Source organism: Arthrobacter sp. ERGS1:01 (assembly GCF_001281315.1).
Taxonomy (GTDB): Bacteria; Actinomycetota; Actinomycetes; order Actinomycetales; family Micrococcaceae; genus Specibacter.
In genome coordinates this window covers 2,449,693-2,471,388 of the sequence record NZ_CP012479.1, presented here as the reverse complement: position 1 = coordinate 2,471,388, position 21,696 = coordinate 2,449,693, and the positions used below count along the sequence as shown (strand labels likewise).

At 65.6% G+C, this 21,696-nt stretch carries 17 protein-coding genes; 11 read left to right on the top strand and 6 right to left on the bottom strand.

Annotated features, from left to right (window positions below; translation table 11 throughout):
* Positions 1–2: 2 nt before the first annotated feature.
* A complete protein-coding gene (locus AL755_RS15125) occupies positions 3–773 on the bottom strand; it encodes a hypothetical protein (protein ID WP_160318917.1) in 771 nt (256 codons plus the stop codon).
* Between the two features lie 523 nt (positions 774–1,296).
* Between AL755_RS15125 and murA the strand changes: the two genes are divergently transcribed.
* From murA to AL755_RS15095, 6 genes are all read left to right on the top strand, one after another.
* Positions 1,297–2,634, top strand: a complete 1,338-nt coding sequence (gene murA, locus AL755_RS15120) for a UDP-N-acetylglucosamine 1-carboxyvinyltransferase (RefSeq protein ID WP_054011711.1) — start codon at positions 1,297–1,299, stop codon at positions 2,632–2,634.
* 57 nt (positions 2,635–2,691) lie between these two features.
* Positions 2,692–3,489, top strand: a complete 798-nt coding sequence (locus AL755_RS15115) for a lysophospholipid acyltransferase family protein (RefSeq protein ID WP_054013100.1) — start codon at positions 2,692–2,694, stop codon at positions 3,487–3,489.
* Positions 3,486–4,523, top strand: coding sequence for an NAD(P)H-dependent glycerol-3-phosphate dehydrogenase (locus AL755_RS15110; protein WP_054011710.1), 1,038 nt, complete (start codon positions 3,486–3,488; stop codon positions 4,521–4,523). The genes AL755_RS15115 and AL755_RS15110 overlap by 4 nt, the downstream gene beginning before the upstream one ends.
* Positions 4,524–4,526: 3 nt before the next feature.
* On the top strand, positions 4,527–5,669 hold the full coding sequence (locus tag AL755_RS15105; RefSeq protein ID WP_054011709.1) for a D-alanine--D-alanine ligase family protein: 1,143 nt from the start codon (positions 4,527–4,529) through the stop codon (positions 5,667–5,669).
* 152 nt (positions 5,670–5,821) lie between these two features.
* Positions 5,822–8,089: an alkaline phosphatase family protein gene (locus AL755_RS15100; RefSeq protein WP_237762496.1), complete on the top strand. Its 2,268-nt coding sequence runs from the start codon at positions 5,822–5,824 to the stop codon at positions 8,087–8,089.
* 172 nt (positions 8,090–8,261) lie between these two features.
* Positions 8,262–9,407, top strand: coding sequence for a methyltransferase (locus tag AL755_RS15095; protein ID WP_054011708.1), 1,146 nt, complete (start codon positions 8,262–8,264; stop codon positions 9,405–9,407).
* A 127-nt stretch (positions 9,408–9,534) separates the two neighbouring features.
* Here AL755_RS15095 and AL755_RS15090 read toward each other — a convergent pair whose 3' ends face one another.
* Positions 9,535–10,023, bottom strand: coding sequence for a DUF3515 domain-containing protein (locus AL755_RS15090; protein WP_054011707.1), 489 nt, complete (start codon positions 10,021–10,023; stop codon positions 9,535–9,537).
* A gap of 117 nt (positions 10,024–10,140) precedes the next feature.
* Here AL755_RS15090 and AL755_RS15085 point away from each other — a divergent pair, with 117 nt between their 5' ends.
* Together AL755_RS15085 and AL755_RS15080 are read left to right on the top strand one after the other, a co-directional pair.
* Positions 10,141–10,656, top strand: a complete 516-nt coding sequence (locus AL755_RS15085; RefSeq protein ID WP_054011706.1) for a hypothetical protein — start codon at positions 10,141–10,143, stop codon at positions 10,654–10,656.
* A gap of 106 nt (positions 10,657–10,762) precedes the next feature.
* A complete protein-coding gene (locus AL755_RS15080; RefSeq protein WP_107503865.1) occupies positions 10,763–11,797 on the top strand; it encodes an LCP family protein in 1,035 nt (344 codons plus the stop codon).
* 20 nt (positions 11,798–11,817) lie between these two features.
* On the opposite strand, the gene AL755_RS15075 is transcribed toward AL755_RS15080, so the two are convergent.
* Positions 11,818–13,002, bottom strand: a complete 1,185-nt coding sequence (locus AL755_RS15075; protein ID WP_054011705.1) for a CaiB/BaiF CoA transferase family protein — start codon at positions 13,000–13,002, stop codon at positions 11,818–11,820.
* A gap of 145 nt (positions 13,003–13,147) precedes the next feature.
* On the opposite strand from AL755_RS15075, the gene AL755_RS15070 reads away from it, so the two are divergent.
* Positions 13,148–13,990 carry an IclR family transcriptional regulator gene (locus AL755_RS15070; protein ID WP_082369338.1) on the top strand — a complete coding sequence of 281 codons (843 nt, stop codon included), beginning with the start codon at positions 13,148–13,150 and terminating at the stop codon, positions 13,988–13,990.
* Between the two features lie 190 nt (positions 13,991–14,180).
* Positions 14,181–15,569, top strand: coding sequence for an FAD-binding oxidoreductase (locus tag AL755_RS15065; protein ID WP_054011704.1), 1,389 nt, complete (start codon positions 14,181–14,183; stop codon positions 15,567–15,569).
* Between the two features lie 887 nt (positions 15,570–16,456).
* Here the strand turns inward: AL755_RS15065 and AL755_RS22510 are convergent.
* The 3 genes from AL755_RS22510 to AL755_RS15055 form a co-directional block, all read right to left on the bottom strand.
* Positions 16,457–17,425: a DUF2971 domain-containing protein gene (locus AL755_RS22510; protein WP_160318916.1), complete on the bottom strand. Its 969-nt coding sequence runs from the start codon at positions 17,423–17,425 to the stop codon at positions 16,457–16,459.
* 196 nt (positions 17,426–17,621) lie between these two features.
* On the bottom strand, positions 17,622–18,710 hold the full coding sequence (locus AL755_RS15060) for a histidinol-phosphate transaminase (RefSeq protein WP_202813521.1): 1,089 nt from the start codon (positions 18,708–18,710) through the stop codon (positions 17,622–17,624).
* 22 nt (positions 18,711–18,732) lie between these two features.
* Entirely contained in the window at positions 18,733–20,187 is a 1,455-nt protein-coding gene (locus AL755_RS15055; protein ID WP_237762495.1) for a purine-cytosine permease family protein, read from the bottom strand.
* A gap of 226 nt (positions 20,188–20,413) precedes the next feature.
* On the opposite strand from AL755_RS15055, the gene AL755_RS15050 reads away from it, so the two are divergent.
* Entirely contained in the window at positions 20,414–21,592 is a 1,179-nt protein-coding gene (locus AL755_RS15050; RefSeq protein WP_054011702.1) for an acyl-CoA dehydrogenase family protein, read from the top strand.
* Positions 21,593–21,696 lie beyond the last annotated feature (104 nt).

Below are 21,696 nucleotides of genomic sequence, written 5' to 3'. Positions count from 1 at the left end.
AACTACCGCGAGGGGAGACCGGCGTCGTGCAATAGGCGGATCAGGCGCTCAGGCGTGCGCAGGTCGTCCCATACCCATCGCACCACGTTGTAGCCGAGCGCTCGCAGCCGGTTTTCGCGATTCTTCTCCGCAACAACAACCTGGGAGGGCGTCAAGCCATCGAGGAAGCGCTGAGCCGAGTACTTTTCGTACCCGTCAAACTCCCCCAGAAGTTTGAATTCCTCCCAGTCGAAGTCGGGATAGCCGATGAGTCCGCGGTTGTCGTGAAACGGCAGCTGCAGTTCCGGGGTCGGGAAGCCGTGTTGAAGCATGATGGCCCGGCTCCAGGATTCGCCCGGAGATCCGGAGCGGATGTCTGCGAACTCCAGGGATCGCTTCACGCGCCCGCGTTGGCTGCCGCTGCCCAATTTGGCGAGTGAATCCAAAACCTCCTCGTCACGAATGGCACTGAGGAGGCCAAGCGGAATCCCCGGAAACAACTTGGGCAGCAGCAGCCTGTCCATGGCCGTCAGTCCCTGGGCGAACGTGCCCGTTGCGGCAAGATCCCTGGCGGTTTCAACCAGCGGGGTCGTGAGCAGCCCGTCAACGCACCAGGGAAGGGGATCGCCGGGGATCGGATTGTGCCGGCGCACACCGTACTCGTTACGACCGCCGGAGGAGGAAATGGGCAGCAGGCAGTGGACCTGCGCAGGGGTCTCCAGGAGTGGAAGGCCGAGGATACTGGCGGCCGATTCGTGGGAAAAGACCGGTGCACGGCGCGCGGAATCGTTCACGGCCTGGATCATCGTGCGGTAACGCTGCCACGGTTTAAGGGAATCCCATACGGGCGCCGGCAAGTAGAAACCCCGGCGGACACGGACGACGTCACCTCTGGCCGCACTTCGGGAGAGCCTGGTGGAACCGTGTTCGTCGTCGAACTTGTCTGGATGGGGCAGCCACGGTGGTGGCAGAAAGTGTTGCATGTCCCGATTCTGGCCGGCGGGAGATCTCCCGGGAATCGGACCGGGACCGAATGTGGATATCCGGGGAATCACGGTTGCCTGTGGAGGAACCGTCGGCCGCCGATACGGCTCCGGAAAACGGCTCCTCGGCGACCGCGCGGGAGTTCTCGATTTTCGCGGGTGGCATACCACCCGCGAAAATCGACAACTCCCGCGCAGACGGAATTGGCACCGCTCAACCCCGGAAACGAGCCCCCGCCGGGGCCATTTCGCCCATCCCCGGCTTAGAAACTATGCTTGTCTGAGGCTCCCGAGGGTTTGGGGAGCATCGTGTGGAATGAAGGAATAGGTGAACATGAGCAGGATTCTGACGGTCCGTGGAGGTGTCCCGCTCAAAGGGCGGGTCCAGGTGCGCGGTGCCAAGAACTTGGTTCCCAAGGCGATGGTGGCGGCGTTGCTGGGCAATGCCCCGTCCACTTTGCGCAATGTGCCGGAGATCAAGGACGTTGAAGTTGTCACGTCGCTCCTGCAGATTCACGGCGTCACGGTGGACAAGGACCCCGTCACGGGTGACCTCACCCTGGATCCGGCCAATGCGAAGATCGCCTCGAGCTCGGAAATCAACACCCATGCCGGCGACTCCCGCATCCCGATCCTGCTGTGCGGGCCGCTGATCCATTCGATCGGCCACGCGTTCATCCCCGATCTGGGTGGCTGCAAGATCGGCGACCGGCCCATCGATTACCACCTGGAAGTGCTGCGCAAATTCGGCGCCGTCGTGGACAAGACCGGCGGAGGCATCCTCATCTCCGCACCCAACGGCCTCAAGGGCACCAAGATTTCCCTGCCGTACCCCAGCGTGGGCGCCACCGAACAGGTGCTCCTCTCGGCAACCCGGGCGGAGGGCATCACCGAACTCAGCGGCGCCGCCACCGAACCGGAAATCATCGACCTGATCGCGATCTTGCAAAAGATGGGCGCCATCATCTCCGTGCAGACCGACCGCACGATCCGCATCGAAGGTGTGCAGGAGCTCCGCGGCTACGAGCACACAGCCCTGCCGGACCGCAACGAATCCGCGTCCTGGGCGTCGGCGGCGCTGGTCACCGGCGGCGACATCTACGTAGAGGGCGCCAGCCAGCGCGACATGATGACGTTCGTGAACACGTTCCGGAAGATCGGCGGCGGCATGGACATCCACGACGACGGGATCCGGTTCTTCCACCCCGGCGGGGACTTGAAGCCGTTGGTGTTGGAGACGGATGTGCACCCCGGTTTCATGACCGACTGGCAGCAGCCCCTCGTCGTGGCGCTTACCCAGGCCCAGGGCGTGTCGATCGTGCACGAGACCGTTTACGAGAACCGCTTCGGCTTCACCGAGGCCCTGATCCGCATGGGCGCCAGCATCCAGCTGCACCGCGAATGCCTGGGCAGCGTGCCGTGCCGTTTTGGCCAGCGCAACTTCACGCATTCGGCCGTCATTTCCGGCTCCACACCGCTGACCGGCACCACCATCGACATCCCGGACCTGCGCGGCGGCTTCAGCCACATGATCGCCGCCCTGGCAGCCCAGGGAACGTCCACGGTGACCGGCATCGACATCATCAGCCGCGGCTACGAACGGTTCACCGCGAAACTTGACGGCCTGGGCGCGGACTTCGACGTCCACGACTCCAAAAAGGCCCTGGTGTAGGCGGCCGTGAGCAGCAAAACCACCAAACCGGCCAAGCGCCCCTTCAAGCCCAAGGGCATGTCGCTGGGCACGCGCCTCTTCTTCGCCGTCCTGGCCGGTGTGGCCCGCTCCGCCATGAACGTGCTGACCGGCAAGGAATGGCACGGCCTGGAGAAGCTGCCCGTGGGCGAGGGCTTCATCGTGGTGCCCAACCACTGCACCGAGATCGATCCGATCGTGGTGGGGCACATGCTGTACAACCAAAACATCATGCCGCACTTCCTGGCCAAGGACGGGCTGTTCCGCACCCCCGTCCTGGGCGCAGTGTTGCGTGGCGCGCACCAGATCCCGGTGGAGCGCAGCGGCGCCGGCGCGGGCCAGTCCCTGACGGTGGCCAAGCGGGTGCTCGACGGCGGCGGCGCCGTGGTGGTCTACCCCGAAGGCACGCTGACCCGTGATCCCGAGCTGTGGCCCATGAAGGGGCGCACGGGTGCTGCCCGGCTCGCGCTGAGCACCGGCGCCAAGGTCATTCCGGTGGCGCATTGGGGCGCCCAGGAAGTGTTCCCCCGGTATGCCAAGAGCTTCAAGATCTTCCCCCGCAAGACCGCCCGCGTGGTGGTGGGCGATCCCGTTGACCTGAGCGAATTCATGGGCAAAACCGGTGATAAAGCCACGCTTGAGGCGATGACCGAGGTCATCATGGCGGACATCACCGCCATGCTGGAGACGCTCCGCGGCGAGAAGGCCCCCGCGCAGCGCTGGGACCCGTCAAAACACAACCAGGCAAGCCACGGCCGTTTCGTGGAGCGCGGGGCGTCGGAGAACAAGACCGGGAAGCACGACGACGGCACAACGGAAACAGGGGACGTTCAGTGAGCTATCTCGATGGGAAGGCGCCGGAGAAGATCGCCGTCCTGGGCGCCGGCAGCTGGGGCACCACCTTTGCGAAGATCCTCGGCGACGCCGCCAAGGGCACCGATCGCAGGATCGTGCTGTGGGGCCGCCGGGCCGAGGTGGTGGACCAGATCAACCTCCACCACCGCAACCCGCGCTACCTCTCCACCACGGAGCTGCCCGCCAACATCAGCGCATCCACGGACGTCGCCGAGGTGCTGGCCGAGGCTCAGTTGGTCGTCCTGGCCGTCCCCGCGCAGACCTTGCGGGAGCAGCTGCGCGCGTGGGCCGGGCACCTGGCCGCGGACGCCGTCGTCGTCAGCCTGATGAAGGGGCTGGAACTGGGCACCGACGCCCGCATGTCCGAGGTCATCGCCGAGGAGCTGGGCCTGGCCCCGGACCGGGTGGTGGTGGTCTCCGGACCCAACCTGGCCATGGAGATCGCCCGGCAGGAACCGACCGCCTCGGTGGTGGCCTGCGCGGATGAAAACACCGCCAAATGGGTGGCCAAGGTCTGCACGCCGCCGTATTTCCGCCCCTACACGAACAACGACGTGGTGGGTGTGGAAATCGGCGGCATCGTCAAGAACGTGATTGCGCTGTGCGTGGGCATTTGCGAGGGCCAGAAGGTGGGCGACAACACGAAGGCGTCGGTCATCACCCGCGGCCTGGCCGAAACCACCCGGCTGGCGCTGGCGCTGGGCGGCAGGGCCGACACGCTCGCAGGGCTGGCCGGCCTGGGCGACCTCGTGGCCACGTGCTCGTCGTCGTTGAGCCGCAACCACACGGCCGGGCGCATGCTGGGCGAGGGGCTGACGCTGGAAGAGGTCAACAACCGGATGACGCAGACGGCCGAGGGCATCAAGTCCGGCCGCGCCGTGTCCGATCTCGCCCGCAAGATGGGTGTCGAGATGCCCATCACCAATGCAGTGGTCGGTGTGCTCGAAGGTAAACTGACTGTCGATGATCTGGGGCCGCTCCTGCTGGCCCGCGAACTGAAATCCGAAGGCGAATAACGCGTGACTACTGAATCCACCGCCACCCCTGTGCCCGGACGCGTCCGGGTCGCCATCCTTTTTGGCGGGCGCTCCAGCGAGCACGCCGTCAGCTGTGTCACGGCGGCCGGCGTGCTGGGTGCCATCGACCGGACCAAGTACGACGTCGTCCCCATCGGCATCGCCAAGAACGGCCAGTGGGTTTTGGCCGGGGATGAACTGGCGGGCTGGTCGCTGACCGGCGAATCCCTGCCCGAGGTTGCCTCGGGCGAGCGGACGGTTTCCCTGGCCCAGCTGGGCGCGGACCAGCAACTGGTGGTGAGCGAGCCGGCCAAGGTGCCCGAGCAGCTCGGTGCCGTGGACGTGGTGTTCCCGTTGCTGCACGGCCCGTGGGGTGAGGACGGCACCATCCAGGGGCTGCTGGAGCTCTCCGACACCCGCTACGTGGGCGCCGGCGTGCTGGCCTCGGCCATCGGCATGGACAAGCACTTCATGAAGGTGGTCTTCGAGGCCGCCGGACTCACCGTGGGCCCGTACGTCGCCGTCACCGACCGCGAATGGACCGTCAACCCGTCGGCGGTGCGCGAGCGCGTGGCCGCCCTGGGCTTCCCCGTGTTCGTCAAGCCCGCCCGCGCAGGTTCCTCCATGGGCATTTCCAAGGTGGACTCCCTTGACGGTTTGGATGCCGCGATCGCCGAGGCCCGCGAACACGACCTGAAGCTGGTCATCGAGGCCGGCATCGTGGGCAGGGAAATTGAAATTGCCGTGCTGGAGGGCCGGGGGAGCGACGCCCCGCGAGTCTCCCTGCCGGGCGAGATCGCCATGGTCGACGGCGACCACCACGCGTTCTACGACTTCGCCGCCAAGTACGTCCAGGGCGACGCCGTGAACCTCAGCTGCCCGGCGGACATGCCGGAGGCCGACATCGCCCGCATCCAGGCGCAGGCCGCCGCGGCCTTCGACGCCGTGGGCGCCGAGGGCCTGTCCCGGGTGGACTTCTTCTACACGGCCGACGGCGAACTGGTCATCAACGAGATCAACACGATGCCCGGGTTCACGCCGAGCTCCATGTACCCGCAAATGTGGGCCGCCTCGGGGCTTTCCTACCCGGAGCTGATTGACGAACTCCTGCAGCTGGCGCTGAACCGGAAGACCGGCCTGCGCTAAGGGTTGTATAGACAACAAGTGTTCACTTTGCGCTCACCCGGCTGAAACTGTCGCGTGGCCTTCTTTTTGTACCGTCTTTTGTGTGCCATCAGGGGCACAAGAGACGGAAAGAGATCATGCGTTCATCACTTCGCGTTATCCGGCCACTTGTTATGACTACTGCCTTGGCAGTGTCGGCATTGGCTCTCATCCCCGGGGCCTCGGCCCAGGGCGACACCACTTATGAGGGCCTGCCGGCCGGACACAAAACCCAAAAATCACTCGTCATCGGCCTCGACGGTGCCGCATTCAGCGTCATGGCCGGGACCGAACTGCCCAATATCGCCTCGGTGCGCGCCGGGGGAATGAGCGCCACCAGCAACCTGTATGCGAACCCCATGGCCCCCACGGTGTCCGGCGCCGGCTGGTCAAGCATCGCCACGGGCGTCTGGCCCGACAAGCACCGTGTGGTCGACAACGGCTTTGGGGGCAACAACCTGGAGCAGTACACCGACTACCAAAACCGGCTGGAGCAGGCCGACCCCGCCACGTCCACGCTGGTGGTGGGAACGTGGGCGCCCATCCCGGAAATCGTCTTTGCCGCCGGCACGGACCTCGCCATTTCCGGCGGCTCCGATGAGAACACCACGGCCAAGGCCGCCGACTACTTGAAGAAGGGCAACCCCGACAGCACGTTCGTCCACCTCGACGACATCGACGGTGCCGGGCACAGCTACGGCAGCGCCAGCACCCAGTACCGGGACCAGCTCAAGACCACCGACGCCTACGTGGGAGAGATTCTCAACGCCGTCAAGGCCCGCCCCAGCTTCGCCGCCGAGGACTGGCTGATCATGCTGACCGCCGACCACGGGCACACCCCCACGGGCGGTCACGGGGGCAACACCCCGCTGGAACGCCAAACCTTCGTGATCGCCCAGGGCGCCGGGCTTCCCGCCGGCTCCACCCGCAACGACGTCAAGATCGTGGACATCGCCCCGACCGTGCTCAAGCACGAAGGCGTGGCCATTGACCCCGCCTGGAACCTCGACGGCGCACCCATCGACGAAATCGTCCCCGACGCCTTCGACACCCTGCGCGGCCAGCTGAAGACCCGCGCGGACGAGACAGCCGTGGCCGCCGACGTGAGCGGCTGGACGCACACGGCGCCCGAGGGCTGGAGCATCGACAACTCGGCCATGCCCGCCGGCGGAGTGACCGAATGGGCCGGCTGGTCCTTCGCCACCGACGAATTCTGGACCAACGTGGACAGGAACCAGGGCCGCGAGACCAGCGTGCGCAACCGCAACGTATTCGCCGTCGCCGACTCCGACGAATGGGACGATCTGGCGCACGCGCCGGGCAAGTTCGACTCCACTCTCGTCAGCCCGGCCTATCCGCTGAACGGTCAGACCGCGGCAACCTTGAGCTTCGCCAGCAACTACGTCATCGACGGCCCGCAGTCCGGTGAGGTGTTTGTCAGCTACGACGGCGCCGAGCCCGTGCTCGTGAAGGCGTACAAGCTGAACACCAACAAGGTGGAGAAGCTCGCCCTCGATGTGCCGGCCGGCGCGAAGACCGCGCAGATCCGTTTCAAGTACACCGGCACCAACAGTGCGTTCTGGACCGTTGACCAGGTGGCCGTGACCCAGGAGGCCTGGACCGTTCCGGTCACCACCGCCACCGTGCCCGCCCCGAACGCAGCCGGTTGGTACACGAAGGCACCCGCCGTCACACTGGGCACCGCACCGGCCATTGCCAAGGCGGCAGTCGCGGACTCCGCCCTGCGCACCGAATACCAGCTCAACGGCGCCGAATGGTTGCGCTACACGGCACCGGTCACGGTCCCCGAGGGTGTCACCGTCTTCAACTACCGTTCCGTCAACGGCGGCGGTGTCGCCGAGGAGACCAAGACCCTCGGAACCCTCAAGGTCGACACCACGGCACCCAAGGTCTCCGCAGCGGTGACCGGCCGAACCGTGGCGGCCACCGCCTCCGACGCCGGCTCCGGGCTGCGCAGCATCGAGTACACGCTTGACGCCGGCAAGAGCTGGCAGCCGTACACCGCTGCCGTAAAGGCAGGGGACAAGGCCCTGGCTGTGCAGTTCCGCGCCATGGACGTTGCCGGCAACTCGAGCCGCACGCAAAACGTGGGCGTCGCCGCGCTTGCGGTGGCAACTCCCGCTCCGTCAGCCCCCGCCACGGCTGCGCCGGCATCACCCGCGCCTTCCTCGGCGGCAACCGCCGCGGCTGTGACCAAGGCGCCGTCGGCCGATTCCTCGGCCGGCACCTCTGCCAAGCCGGCACTCAACCAGGACGCGGCGGCAGCCGGCCAGCTGGCACAGACAGGTGTCGCTGGCGGTTTGCTCGGCATTGCCGTTTTGGCTGCACTGGCCCTGCTGGCGGGACTGGCGATGCGCATGCGCATGCGTCGACGCGCCTAGCCACGCAGGCCCAAAGCGCGGCCCGGCGGCATAGTGCGATACAGCACTATGCCGCCGGGCCGCGCTACCGTATGGATGATCCACGGCTAAACTTGAGCGGTGGTTAGGCTTGCCCGCGGTGGTTAGGCTTGCCACGAACACCCCCACCCCAACGCCAGGAGCCTTCCGCAGCATGAGCATCGACCCAACGCCCGGCCCGGACGCCGCTGCAACCATCACCTGGACGCAGGACGGCGCCGATCACAGTGCGCTGTGGCGTTCGGCCAATGGTGCGCGGGCGCCCAGGAACGTGGTGCCGGTGGATGATTCACTCACGGCCGACGACGCCTACCGGCTCGCCGCCCAGGGCCAGGCCATGCTGTGGCAGGGCGATTACCACAATGCCCGCCAGTTGCTCTCGGCCATGGCCCGGCGCACCCCCGCCGGCAAGAAGCGCGACGGCGAAAACGTCGCCGACGCGTTCTACCGCTACCGGCAGGCCCGCTCGCAACGGGCCAGGATCCTCGGCCAGCTGCTGGTCCCGCTGGGAAGTGGGCCCGCCGTCGCTCTACGGCGTGCGCCGGATGTATCGCAGGCGTGGCTCGCGGCGGACGGGCCGGTTGACACTCCGACCGTAGCTCCCCTGCAGGATGTCCTGGGCGCCATTGGTGCGTATGAGTGGCGCAAGAACGGCCTCTACGTGGACGTGTTGGATGCCAAGATCTATCCGCATTACGGCACCTTTGCGCCGATCCGCAGCGAATACCTGGACCTCGTGGCGCAGGCGGCGTTGCCCTCCGCCGAGCTGGCCTTCGACATCGGCACGGGCACCGGTGTGCTGGCGGCCATTCTTGCCCGGCGCGGCGTGAAAAGGGTCCTGGCCACGGACAGCGAGCCCCGGGCCATTGCCTGCGCGGAGGAAAATCTTGCCGCGCTGGGTCTGGGAACCGTCGTGGAAGCGACGCTGACCAACATGTTCCCGGCCGGACACGCGCTCTTGATTGTGTGCAACCCGCCGTGGCTGCCGGGAACCCCGCACACACTGCTCGACAACGCAGTCTATGATCCCAAGAGCCGCATGCTCAAGGCGTTCCTGGCCGGGCTGGCCGATCATCTGGAACCCGGCGGGGAGGGCTGGCTGATCATCTCCGACCTGGCCGAGCACCTTGGCTTGCGGTCCCGCGAGGAACTCCTGGACTGGATCGAAGCCGCCGGCCTGGCCGTGTTGGAGAAGCTGGACACCCCGGCCCGGCACCCGCGGTCCATGGACCGCGACGATCCGTTCTTTGACGCCCGGTCACGGGAAATTACCTCGCTGTGGAAGCTCGGCGTGCGCTGAGCCGGGCGCGCAATGGTGCGCATTTCCAGCTCCTCGGCGCTTTCCCGGCTAATAGGGCGGATATAAACCGCCCATAAGCCGGCAAGGCGCATGTGTGCGAAGAATCCGCAGAAGTGGAGCGGCGGTGCTACTGTCCGGTGGGCAGGTTCTCGTCGCCGGGGCCCACGCAGGAGCGGGTGGCCGGAACCTTGGACGCGGCATTGGACAGCTCGGCCAGTACGGTGCTGGAGGGAATCTTGTTTGGGTCGATGACCACTTCGGTCGCGGGAACGCGGCCATAGGTGGTCAGCGTCCAGTTCGGGTTGCCCTCCTTGATGACCCAATCCACGCCGTTCACGCCCACGCACCTGTCCGTCGTCGGGCCCGGCGCCTGCACGCCGCAGCGCAGGATCACCAGTGAAGGATCACCCCAGGCCGCGGTGGCCTGACTCGTGGTGGTGCGGCGCTGCGCGTCGGCGAGGGAGTCGGGCAGCGCCACCATCATGGGTGCGCACGCCGGGCTGTTGGAATCCCTGGCCGCCGTAATATCCACCGACGGGGCACAACCGGTCAAAACCAACAGGGCTGACGCCGCACAGGGCACGGCGATTCGCCAGGAAATGAAATTCAAACGCATGCTTCAAGCCTAGCCGGTCTTGCTGGGAGGACCGTCCCGGCCAGTGAACGGCCACGGAGCTGAGAAATCCTCCCGGGCCATGGCCGCAGCCCGGGCACGGGGAGCATACTGGGGCTCATGAGCGACTCCGGAGCACCGGCATCCCTGCCCGCCGCCAGCACAGCCCTGGCCCGGGGCGTACGCCGGGGCGAGTTCGTGGCCGCCGCCGCCCTGCTGGCCCAATACCTGCTTGGCATGGTGGACAACCTCTTCGTGACCATCCCGGACCAGCATCCGGGCGCCAAGGCCGGCGAGTACTTTGGCGGCGTCGCGGCGGGAATCGGCTGGGCGCTGTCCGACGGCGGACCCTGGCTTGCGCTCCACGCCGGCCTTGGCCTGGCCCTGGTGGTGGTCGGCATCGGCCTGGTGGTCCAGACGGCCCGGATGGGCGACCGGCGGCACCTGGTGCTCACCGCCGTCGCGGCGCTGTTCATCCTGGGCGCCGGCTTCAACGGCGCCAGTTTCATCAACTACGGCCTCGACGTGAGCTCCCTGATCATGGCGATCCTGTGGGCCCTGGCCATGGCCTGTTACCTGCTGCTGCTGTACCTGCCGGGCCCCGGACAAACCCGGCCGGCCCGGCGGCGCAACTGATAGCAGCGCCGCCGGTACCGTCCGCGGTGCCGCCTGCGGTGCCGGTGTCATTACAAAGTGGACAACACCCGGGACAATCGGCGACGGCGGTGGCATGATGGCGTCCATGAGCGATGACGCCGCAGTCCAGCCGCCGCGCCGCCGGAAGCGAAAAGCCCGGCGCATAGTCCTGTGGGCCGTCCTCGCTGTGATTGTCGTGGCGCTGCTGGGCGGTGGCGCATTCGTCGCCAACCTGGCCCACACTTATGACACCAAGACGCAAAAGATCGTCGACCCCTTTCCCAACGAAACGGTCCGGCCCGTCAAGCCCACGGCGGGGGCGCCGTCGGAAGCGGTGAACATCCTGCTGCTGGGCAGCGACACCCGCGGCGCCGCGCTGGACCTGGCGGAGGAGGGCAAGCCGTCGGACCAGCGCTCGGACACCATGTTGTGGGTGCACATTCCGGCGGACCGGAAGCACATCTACCTGATGTCGATCATGCGCGACACCTGGGTGGATATTCCGGGCAGCGGGGATGCAAAGATCAATGCGGCCATGGCGTTTGGCGGGGTGCCGCTGGTGGTGCAAACCCTTGAAGGGCTGTTCAAGACCCGGATCGACCATGTGGTCATTGCCGATTTTGACGGCTTCAAGGCCATCACCGACTCCCTGGGCGGGGTGGTGGTGGACGTGCCCATCGCCTTCTCCTCCCATACGGCGGACCTCACGTTCAAGGCCGGCCCGCAAAAGCTCGACGGCGACCAGGCGCTCGCATTCGTGCGGGAACGGTACGCGTTTGTCGACGGCGACTACCAGCGGGTCAGGGACCAGCAAATCTTCCTCAAGGCCGTCATGAGCACCGTCATGACGCCCGCCACCATGACCAACCCGATCAAGGTCAACAACCTCGTCAACGAAGTCGCCCCCTACCTCAGCGTGGACAAGGGCCTGGACGGGGCCACCGTCGGGGCGCTCGCGCTGAGCCTGCACAACGTCCGCGGGCCCGACGTGGTGTCCTTTACCCTGCCCAACCTTGGCACCGGCACCAGCTCCGACGGCCAGTCAATCGTCGTCCCCGACTACGACGCCATTACGGCCATCGGCACGGCCCTGGGCAAGGACCAGCTGGGTGCCTACCTGACCCAGGCCAAACTGGGCTAACAGCTTGCCGGCGGCGAGAACTAGCGGCCGGTCCGCACGGGCCCGGCCGTCCATCCGTCGATCAAGGCATTGTGCTGGCCCAACGTCGGAGCGGGGGAGGGCGCCACGGAACCGGTCAGGCGCAACGGCGAGGCCAGGGTGCGGAAACCGTCCGATTCCGTGGCCACGGCCCCGCGGTGCGCGGCATGGTCGCTGCGCAGCGCCTGGCTCACGGTGGACACCTTCGACACGGGCACCTGGTGCGCCGACAGCAGCTCAATGGCCTCATCGGCGGTGAACGGCTGCAGGGCCTCCTCCAGGGCCGCCCGGAACTCCGACGGGAAGTCGTTGCGCCGGGTTTGCTCCCTGAAACGGTCGTCGGCCAGCCACTCCGGGCGGTTCAACGCCTCCGTCAGGCGGGGAAACAGCCTGTCCCCGGCAATGGCGACCGCAATGGCGCCGTCGCCGGTGAGGTAGGTGCTGAACGGCGTCGACATGGCATGGTCGTTGCCGCACGCCACGGGCTCCTCACCGTGCAGGGCCCGCATGCCAACGGATTCCAGCACCGAGACCAGGCTGTCCAGCATGGCCACGTCGATGTGCTGGCCGCGGCCGGTGTGGTGCCGCTCGTTGACGGCCGCCAGCGCGGCAATGGCGCCGTACAGGCCGGGAATCACGTCGCCGATGCTGATCCCGACCCGGGTGGGCTGCCCGCCGGGCCAGCCCGTGATGGACATCAGCCCGCTCATGGCCTGGGCAATGAGGTCGTAGGCCGGGGCCTTCGCCAGCGGCCCGTCCTGGCCGAACCCCGTGATGCTGACAATGACGAGCCGCGGGTTCTCCGCCATGAGCCGCTCCACGGACAGGCCCAGCCGCTCCAGGACGCCGGGCCGGAAGTTTTCAATCACGACGTCGGAGCGGCGCACCAGTTCCAGCAGGCGCCCGCGTTCGACGTCGTCCTTGAGGTCCATCGTTATGCCGAACTTGCTGCGGTTGAACAAGCGGTAATACGCGGACTCGCCGTTGTACCAGGGGCCAAAGTGGCGGGAGTCGTCGCCGTCGGGGCTTTCGACCTTGATCACCTCGGCGCCAAGATCGGCCAGGATCATGGCGCAGAACGGGCCGGCCAGCACCCGGGAGAGGTCCAGGACGCGCAGGCCCTCCAGGGAACCCGGACGTCCCAGGGCAGGAAGAAGGGGGAGGGGGGTGGCTGCTTCGGGGGTCATGTGCGTAGCGGTCCTTCGCGATCGGGGAGGGCCCGGCCGGGCGGTGTCCTGTCCACCCATCTGAGCATCGAAACCAGGCTTCGGGAGGAATGCGATGCGCCATTTCGTCTGTGATCACAGACGGGCCGCGGGATAGCATGGAGACATGAATTCACCCATTGTGCCGCCGCAGGTGCCGGCCGCCAAGAATGTGCTCTCGGTGCTGCGCTATGTGGCTTCCCAGGCCGGCCCGGTGGGGGCCGCCGCCATTGCGCGCGACGTGGGCCTGCCCCGCTCCACCACCTACCACCTGCTGGCGGCCCTCGTGGACGACGGATTCGTGGTGCACCTGCCCGAGGAACGCAAGTACGCCCTTGGCGTCACGGCCCACGAACTGGGCACCGGCTACACGCGCCAGGCCCCATTGCAGCGCATTGCCCGCTTCCCGCTGGCGCAGCTGGTGGCCCGCACCAAACGCACCGCCCACCTGGCCGTCATGCACGGCCGCGAGGTGATCTACGTGATCGAGGAGCAGGCCAAACGCCAAAGCGAGCTGGTGACCGACGCGGGAGTCCGCCTGCCCGCGCACCTGACGGCCAGCGGACGGGCCATGCTGGCCTCCATGTCAGCCGCGCAGCTGGCCGCGCTGTATCCGGGTCCGGAGGCCTTCCCGGCCCGGTACGAGACCGGCGTCCATTCGGTGGAGGCACTGAACGAGCTGCTGGCGCGGATCCGCGAGCGGGGGTACTCCTGGGAGCAGGACGAGGTCACCGACGGCTTTTCCTCCCTGGCCGTGGCCGTGCTGGACCGCAGCGGCTACGCCGTGGCCAGCGTGACGCTGACCGTGGCCAACCGGCCGGCCCTGACCACGGCGGCCGCCGCCCGTTATGCCGCCGAGGGCCTTGCCCCGGAACGGACCGTGCAGATCGACGACCTTGCCGCACAGTGGCTGCCCGAGGTGAAGCGCTGCGCCGCCGAAATCTCCCGGCGCCTGCGGCCCAGCGGCTGACCGGGCCAGGCCGATTCCGGCTGCCGGAAGCCCCTGCGTCCAGCCGTAACATTGCGGAGACATGTCTTGGATCCGAGATTTACCCGGTTCTTTGCAAAACGCACAGACGGGGCCTGGAACCATGGGTAACGTGGCCCTCAAACCATTCACAGCGGCCCAGCCGCCACCCAAGCCACCGAGGTTGCCCGCCATGACAGCACTTCCAACCACCGCCAACGCCGCTCTGCAGGAATTGCTGGCGGCCCTAGGGGAGAAGGTCACCACGGACGACGCCGTCCGTTCGGCACGCGGCCACGACAGGTCACACCTTCCCTGGGAGCCGCCGCTGGCCGTGGTGCGCTGCACCGGCACCGAGGACGTCTCCGCCGCGCTGGCGATCTGTTCACGCCACGGCGTCCCGGCCGTGCCGATCGCGGCGGGCACCGGACTGGAGGGCGGCGCCAACAGCACGGCCGACGTCGTCTGCCTCGACCTCTCCGGCATGGACAAGATCCTGCGCATCGGAGCGGCTGACCTCGACACCACGGTCCAGGCCGGCGTCATGAAAAGCGCACTCAACGCCGCGCTGGCCGGGCACGGACTCACGTTCCCCGTGGGGCCCGGCGTTGACGCCAGCGTGGGCGGCATGGCATCGACGGGCGCCAGCGGCACCACGGCCGTCCGCTACGGAACCCTGAAGGAGAACGTGCTGGGCCTGACCGTGGTGCTGGCCGACGGCACCGTCATCAAGACCGGCGGCCGGTCGCGCAAGTCGGCCGCCGGCTACGACCTGACCCACCTCTTCGTGGGCGCCGAGGGAACGCTGGGCGTCCTGACCGAGGTGACCTTGCGCGTCTACGGCATCCCAGAGGCCAGCGGCGTGGCCATCTGCGCCTTTCCCACGCTGGAAAACTGCACCGCCGTGGTGCAGGCAACGCTGGAGGCCGGGGTGCCCATCTCCCGGGTGGAACTGCTCGACGACGTCACCGTGGACGCGGTCAACAGTTACAGCGGGCTGGGACTTCCCGTCACGCCGACCCTGATCTTTGAATTCGAGGGCTCCCCGTCCGGCATCGCCGATCAAAGCGACATAGTGCGGGCCCTGGTGGAACGGCATGGCGGTACCGGCTGGGACTACGCCGACGAGCCCGAACGGATGGGGCGGATCTGGCGAGCCCGCCACGACGTGCTGCCGTCGTACGCGGCGTTGGTGCCCGGTTCCAGCACCTGGTCCACGGACGTCTGCGTGCCCATCTCACGGTTGGCCGAATGCATCACGCTGACCAAGGCGGATACCGACGCCCACGGCGTGCTGGCACCCATCGTGGGGCACGTGGGTGACGGCAACTTCCACCTGGCCTTCGTGCTGCCGCCCGGGGACCAGGACGCTGTGGATGCGGCCGCCGCCATCAACAGCCGCTTGGTGGACCGGGCGCTGTCCATGGGCGGCACCTCCACGGGTGAGCACGGGATCGGCCTGGGCAAGACGGCGTCCCTGGCCAAGGAACACGCCTCCGCCATGCCGGTCATGGCAGCGATCAAGAACGCCCTTGACCCGGCCGGCATCCTGAACCCGGGCAAGGTGCTGGCCCGGCCGTAACGGCCTCTTGGGATGGCAAAAGCCGAATACGAGCGTCGGGTCGCTCCGACCAAAAGTATCTTTGGGTGTCCAAGCACGAGATTTCCATTTTGCCCGGAAACTCACAAATGTGCTTGGGATCTTTTGGCTGTGACAGGCCGCATAACCTCTAGTTCGGACGCGATTCTGGACGGAGAAAGATCGATGTCTAGTTCGAAAAGTTACGCTGCAGACGCATTCTCTTGTCGAGCAGCGGCCCTAAGGCGCGCAGGCGCAAGTTGAAATCGCGTGAACATTACCATCGAACAATTCAAGTTGGTGCCATTGGTCTGCGAAACTTGCGCTTCGTTGCCCACACAGACTCAACGGCATGTTGAGCATGCCCCGTGCCCCATGCCGCATCCCCCAGGTGGTTGGGAAGGGAGCGTCGTATTGCGTTGAATGGACACTCTTAATCCCCAGCAAAATAGGCCGTCGTCTGCTTCTGCAAGTCTCCGATAAGCATCGAACTTGATCGTGAGAAGGCTCTACTCGACTGCAGACCCAGACTCTGAAGTCAGATACTAGTTCTACGGACCATAATTACCAATGGGGTGCGCAAGATCGTGAACCGTGCTCTTTGCCTCGTCCACGTCCTTTTCTAGATAGCAATGACCATCGATGTCTCCTAGCCCAGTCCGGGAGAGGCGGCCCTCCAGGGTCAACATTGGGATGCGTCCTGAGCGCTGAGCCAGAGCATGGTACCGTGCGTCACTCGAAGCTGGGCTCCTCTGTGGACCCACAATATGGACCGAAGCTCAGCTTTATTCCGTTGGCAATTTTAGTTACGAGCAAGTATCAAGAATGGGAAAACGGATACACGAATTTAGAATTGTAAAAGTGTGTGCGCCTGGTACTTCTGAGGTCATTCATCGACGGAATGGAACTTGGCTATGACGAATGGGAGGTTCGCCATATCCGGATCTTTGAAGCAAGTCAAAGACTCCAGACTCAGCTTCTTTCGGGTACGGCGTAGGACCTACAATTATCGCTTCAATCGGTAGCTTATTCATTCTTTCTGGTAGTCCCTGGTCACCGCTTCCCTGTCGTGGAGCGGGAATCCCCAATTCGACGTATGGGACGATGCCATATTTTCCGGGGCGGTGTTTTATGAACGGACCATCGAGGTGAGGCGATGTCCCACAAACGATCCGCTGTTCTTTTTCGTCGCGGAAGGCAGGATGCTTGAATACCTGAAGTGCTTGGGCAGTTTCTGACATCACGTCCAATTCAGCCTCACTTTGATTTAGACCGTCGAGCCTCTCCGTGGCAATCTTCTCGAATCTTCGAAGCGCATGAAGGGCCACTTCGGCCTGTGCTTCCAAGTTGTAGAGAGCAGGTTGCCATGAAAATTTCTCTGCACCGATCGCCTCCACCTCACTAGCGCGGCTTTCATACGCGTTGGGTGGCTGAAAACCGTCCATCATGCTTTCATCGAAAGCTCTCTGCTTTCGGATATTTAGTCCGATTGACCCGTTGATGCCGATCGCGAAGCCAGCCTCTGATCCTGCATAATTTCTCCACATTGTCAGGCTGTCCGGGTCGTTGCACGCACACGAGACAAATGTTTTGGGTCGATTAGTTAGCGCTGTCGCGTTTGCAAGATACAAAACGTCTTCTACGATGCGGGGGTCGAGTTCATTTTTGTAGAAATCAAGCAGTTTGACAAGCAATTCCGGCCCAGTTGAAAGCTCCTGTCTGTCGTTCATAAACGCAGCCGAACTTGCCCAAATTACATGGTTCTTAAGGATTCCATCCAGTCCCGAAGCCGTTGTGTAGTGCCATATGGTTTCGTCGCGCCAGATCAACTTGTCAGCATAAAGGAAGATCTTGGACACAGTTTCCGGAAGAGGCATACATCACATAGTAGCTCCATTGATCGCATTTCAAACCGATTGGTCGGACCTGAAAGTCTCGACTACCCGAGTGAAGTCCAGACTCGAGCCATGGCATCAGGAGAAGTACGAAATGTCTTGGAATCTCGCGTGTGCAAGATCAACGCCGGCCCCGGCTTTTGCGTTGGACTTTGCGCAGTTACCGGTCGTTGCCGGCGGCGAGCCAGGCATCGACGGCACGGAGCACGGCCGCCTCGGCGTCGCGGGATCCTACGGTGACGCGCACGCCCTCACCGGCAAAGCAGCGCACGCTGACGCCTTCGGCCAGGCAGGCCATTTCAAGCGATGCCGAACCATCGCCCACCGGCAGCCACAGGAAGTTGGCGCCGCTGTCCGGCAAGGTTAGGCCACGGTCGGCCAGCGCGGTGGCCAGGGCCGTGCGGCCCTCCACCACCGTGGCAACATTGGCGGCCAGGGCGGCGTCGTCGGCCAGCGCCGCGACGGCGGCCGCCTCGGCCACCGCATTCAGGCCAAACGGCGGCGACACGGCACGGACGTGGGCCGCCACGTCCGGATGCGTCACGAGGTAGCCGGCCCGCAGCCCGGCCAGGCCGTAGGCCTTGGAAAAGGTGCGCAGGATGACCAGGTTGGGGTGGTTGGCCAGCAGGGCAACGATTCGCGCGGAGGAGGCACCGGTGTCGTCCGTGAATTCCAGGTAAGCCTGGTCCAGCACCACCACAATGTGGGGCGGGATCCGGTCCAGGATGGCGTCCAGTTCGGCGTCCGCCAGCACTGTTCCCGTGGGGTTGTTGGGGCTGCACAGGATTACGGCGGCCGTGGACTCCGTGATGGCGCCCGCCATGGCGTCCAGGTCGTGGCGGTGGCCCGGCGCCAGCGGCACCGCGACGTCCAGCGCACCGGCCAGGCGCACCAGAATGGGATAGGCCTCATAGCTGCGCCACGCAAAGACCACCTCCGTGCCCGGCCCTGTGAACGCCGTCAAAAGCTGCTGCAGCACGGCCAGGGACCCGGCGCCGGTCACAAGCTGTTCCGGGGCGACGCCGAGCTGGGCGCTGAGCGCCGCGACAAGGGGGTCGCCCTGAAGCGACGGGTACCGCTGGCAGTGTGATGCGGCTTCCTCGATCGCGGCGAGCACGGCCGGTGACGGCGGCAGGAAGGACTCGTTTGACGACGCCCGCCACCGGGGCGGAACTGTCCCGCCGGCTTTTGAGTACACCGGCAGCGAAGCGACGAGCGGGCGGGGCGCGGGTCGGGTGTGCGTCATCATGCGGATTCCTCCTCGTGAGGGGTTAGGAGCTGGCGGAGGGCGTCGCGACGGAAGCGGCCACCGGGGCGTCGATGTCCACGGGGTAGATCATCGTGGCAGGGGGGCGCTGGAACTTCCGGGCCACGGGGTAGTAGACGGCGGCGGTGACCACCAGGCCCACGAGCCAGGAAATGTCCGCACCTCCCAGCAGGGGAGTGATGGGTCCGGTGTACATGGTCTGGGCCAGGAACGGGATCTGGACAATGACGCCGAGCGCGTACGTCAGCAGCGCCGGGACGTTCCAGGCGCCGTAACGGCCCTTGGGGTCATAGAGTGCCGGGACGTCGACCTTTTCCTTGGAGACCAGCCAGAAGTCCACCAGGTTGATGGAGCTCCACGGGATGAACACCATGAGCAGGAGCAGCACGAAGTTCTTGAAGTTGGAGATGAAGTCCGCCGACGCCGCGATGGCAATGATGACCGAGATGGTGATGAAACCGATCACGTAGGCAAAGCGCACCCAGGGAGCGAACCGCAGCTGGCGGGTGAAGGCGCTGACCGAGGTCAGGATGGTCATGTATCCGCCGTAGGCGTTGAGCGTGTTGACGGTCAGCTTGCCCACCACGACCACCAGGTACATGAGGACGGCGATGGCGCCGCCGCCGGAAAGCTCGCCCACGAACGCCACCTGGCCGTCCAGGAATTCATGCCCCTTCGGCATCGCGATGGCGGCAAAGAGGGCACCTAGCGTCATGGACCACTGCGAGCCCAGGACCGAACCGGAGAAGCATGAGAGGAACGTCTTGGTGGCCGGGGTGTTGGCCGGCAGGTAACGGGAGTAGTCGGCCACGTATGGGCCGTAGGTCAGCTGCCAGCCGGCGCTCAGCGATATAGCCAGCAGGAACGTGGGGAACGCGAAGCCGCCCACCCCCAGGACGGCGCCGACGTCGTGCTTGAGGAACAGCTGGACGGCAAGGTACGTGAAGCCGAGGATGCCCACGATCGTGGAGATGCGGCCCAGGGCATGGATGTACTTGTAGCCCAGGGTGGCGACCAGCACCGTCAGGGCGCCGAAGATGATGACACCCACCGCGGGGTGGCCCGTGGGGATGATCTGCCCCACGGCCTGGCCGGCCAGCACTGCGCCGGTGGCCGCGAAGCCCAGATACATCACGATCACCAAAACCAGCGGCAGCACGGCGCCAAAGACACCGAACTGGGCGCGGCTGGAGATCATCTGCGGCAGGCCAAGCTTGGGACCCTGCGCGGCATGCAACGCCATGACGCTACCGCCCAGCAGGTTGCCCAGGAATAGCCCGATGATGCCCCAGAAGGCGTCGGCGCCGAAGATCACGGCCAGGGCGCCGGTGACGATCGCCGTGATCTGCATGTTGGCGCCGAACCACAGCGTGAACTGGCCAAACGGCTTGCCGTGGCGCTCGCCGTGCGGCACGAAGTCGATGGAACGGCGTTCAATCACCGGTCCGGACTTCTTCACTGTTTGAATCCTTGACATGAGGTTCCTCCCTTGGAATCTGCGTGCTTCTGCTGCCCCATTAGTTCATTCATCTGACCATGCATGGCAGTGGTCCGGTGATCCGGGTCACGGATTACGTCTGCGATCACAGACGAACCGGCATTTTCTGTGATCCGGCCCATGAACGACGGCGGCCGGCGGCTATGTTCGGAAGACACCCCACCAACCATTCCGCAGGAGCAAACCCATGAGTGAAAGCACCACGCTGCCCTATGTGGACGGCGACTTCTTCTTCTTTGAAAGCCTGCTGCCCGCCAACGAACTGGCCCGCCTCGACGAGATCCGCGACTGGATGGAGGCCAAGGTGCGGCCCATTTCCCGCGACTTCTGGAACCGCAGCGAATTCCCCGTCCACCTGATTCCCGAGGTGGCCGCGCTGGACATGATCAGCCCCGTGCGCCGGCAGGGCCATTCACACCTTTTGGCCGGCATGGTCACCGCCGCCATCCACCGCGTGGACGCCTCCTTCGGCACGTTCTTCAGCGGTCACGACGGGCTGTTCACCGGTTCCATCGAACTGCTCGCCTCGGAGGAGCAAAAGGCCGCGTGGCTGCCGGACATCTATGCGCTGCGCAAGACCGGCGTCTTCGCCATCACCGAGCCGCTCGCCGGATCCGATGTGGCCGGCGGAACGCAAACCACTGCCGTGCGCGACGGCGACAACTGGATCCTCAACGGCGAAAAACGGTGGATCGGCAACTCCACCTTCTCCGACTACGTCATCGTCTGGGCCAAGGACGTCGCGGACGGCCAGGTCAAGGGTTTCCTCGTGGACACCGCCACGGCCGGGTTCACGGCAACGCTCATCGAAAACCGGATCGCCCTGCGCGCGGTCCAGAATGCCGACATTGTCCTGAAGGACGTCGTCGTGCCGCACTTCTACAAGCTGGCCGGGGCCAACAGCTTCCGGGACACCAACAAGGTGCTCAAGACCACCCGGGCCACGGTGGGCTGGCAGGCCGTGGGGCTGCAGATGGCCGCGTTCGACGTGGCCCGCAAGTATGCGGTGGAGCGCCGGCAGTTCGGCAAGCCGATTGCCGGCTTCCAGCTCATCCAGGAGCAACTGGTCACGATGCTCTCCAACGCCCAGGCCTCCATGGGCATGATGGTGCGGCTGGCCCAGATGGAGGACGACGGCACCACGCGCAACGAACACTCCGCCCTGGCCAAGGCGTTCGTCACCAAGTGCATGCGCGAAACAGTGGCACTGGGCCGGTCCATCCTGGGCGGCAACGGCATCCACGTGGATTACGAGATGGCGAAGATCTTCTGTGACGCCGAGGCCATCTACACCTATGAGGGCACCTACGAGATCAACACCCTGGTGGCCGGCCGCGCCATCACGGGAATCGCCGCGTTCGTCTAAAGCGGTCCCGGGGGCCGTTGTGGTGATCCGCCCCTGGTGGGCCATGTGCGGATCATCTCAACGGCCCCCGCGGCGTTCGGCGCGAGCCGTTCCGGCCGGTTGTC

What these genes read in the sequence shown, in the direction of transcription:
- murA (WP_054011711.1), top strand. Translation starts at nt 1,297, where the DNA reads ATGAGCAGGATTCTGACGGTCCGTGGAGGTGTCCCGCTCAAAGGGCGG.
- AL755_RS15115 (WP_054013100.1), top strand. Translation starts at nt 2,692, where the DNA reads ATGTCGCTGGGCACGCGCCTCTTCTTCGCCGTCCTGGCCGGTGTGGCC.
- AL755_RS15100 (WP_237762496.1), top strand. Translation starts at nt 5,822, where the DNA reads ATGACTACTGCCTTGGCAGTGTCGGCATTGGCTCTCATCCCCGGGGCC.
- AL755_RS15095 (WP_054011708.1), top strand. Translation starts at nt 8,262, where the DNA reads ATGAGCATCGACCCAACGCCCGGCCCGGACGCCGCTGCAACCATCACC.
- AL755_RS15090 (WP_054011707.1), bottom strand. Translation starts at nt 10,023, where the DNA reads ATGCGTTTGAATTTCATTTCCTGGCGAATCGCCGTGCCCTGTGCGGCG.
- AL755_RS15085 (WP_054011706.1), top strand. Translation starts at nt 10,141, where the DNA reads ATGAGCGACTCCGGAGCACCGGCATCCCTGCCCGCCGCCAGCACAGCC.
- AL755_RS15080 (WP_107503865.1), top strand. Translation starts at nt 10,763, where the DNA reads ATGAGCGATGACGCCGCAGTCCAGCCGCCGCGCCGCCGGAAGCGAAAA.
- AL755_RS15075 (WP_054011705.1), bottom strand. Translation starts at nt 13,002, where the DNA reads ATGACCCCCGAAGCAGCCACCCCCCTCCCCCTTCTTCCTGCCCTGGGA.
- AL755_RS15070 (WP_082369338.1), top strand. Translation starts at nt 13,148, where the DNA reads ATGAATTCACCCATTGTGCCGCCGCAGGTGCCGGCCGCCAAGAATGTG.
- AL755_RS15065 (WP_054011704.1), top strand. Translation starts at nt 14,181, where the DNA reads ATGACAGCACTTCCAACCACCGCCAACGCCGCTCTGCAGGAATTGCTG.
- AL755_RS15060 (WP_202813521.1), bottom strand. Translation starts at nt 18,710, where the DNA reads ATGATGACGCACACCCGACCCGCGCCCCGCCCGCTCGTCGCTTCGCTG.
- AL755_RS15050 (WP_054011702.1), top strand. Translation starts at nt 20,414, where the DNA reads ATGAGTGAAAGCACCACGCTGCCCTATGTGGACGGCGACTTCTTCTTC.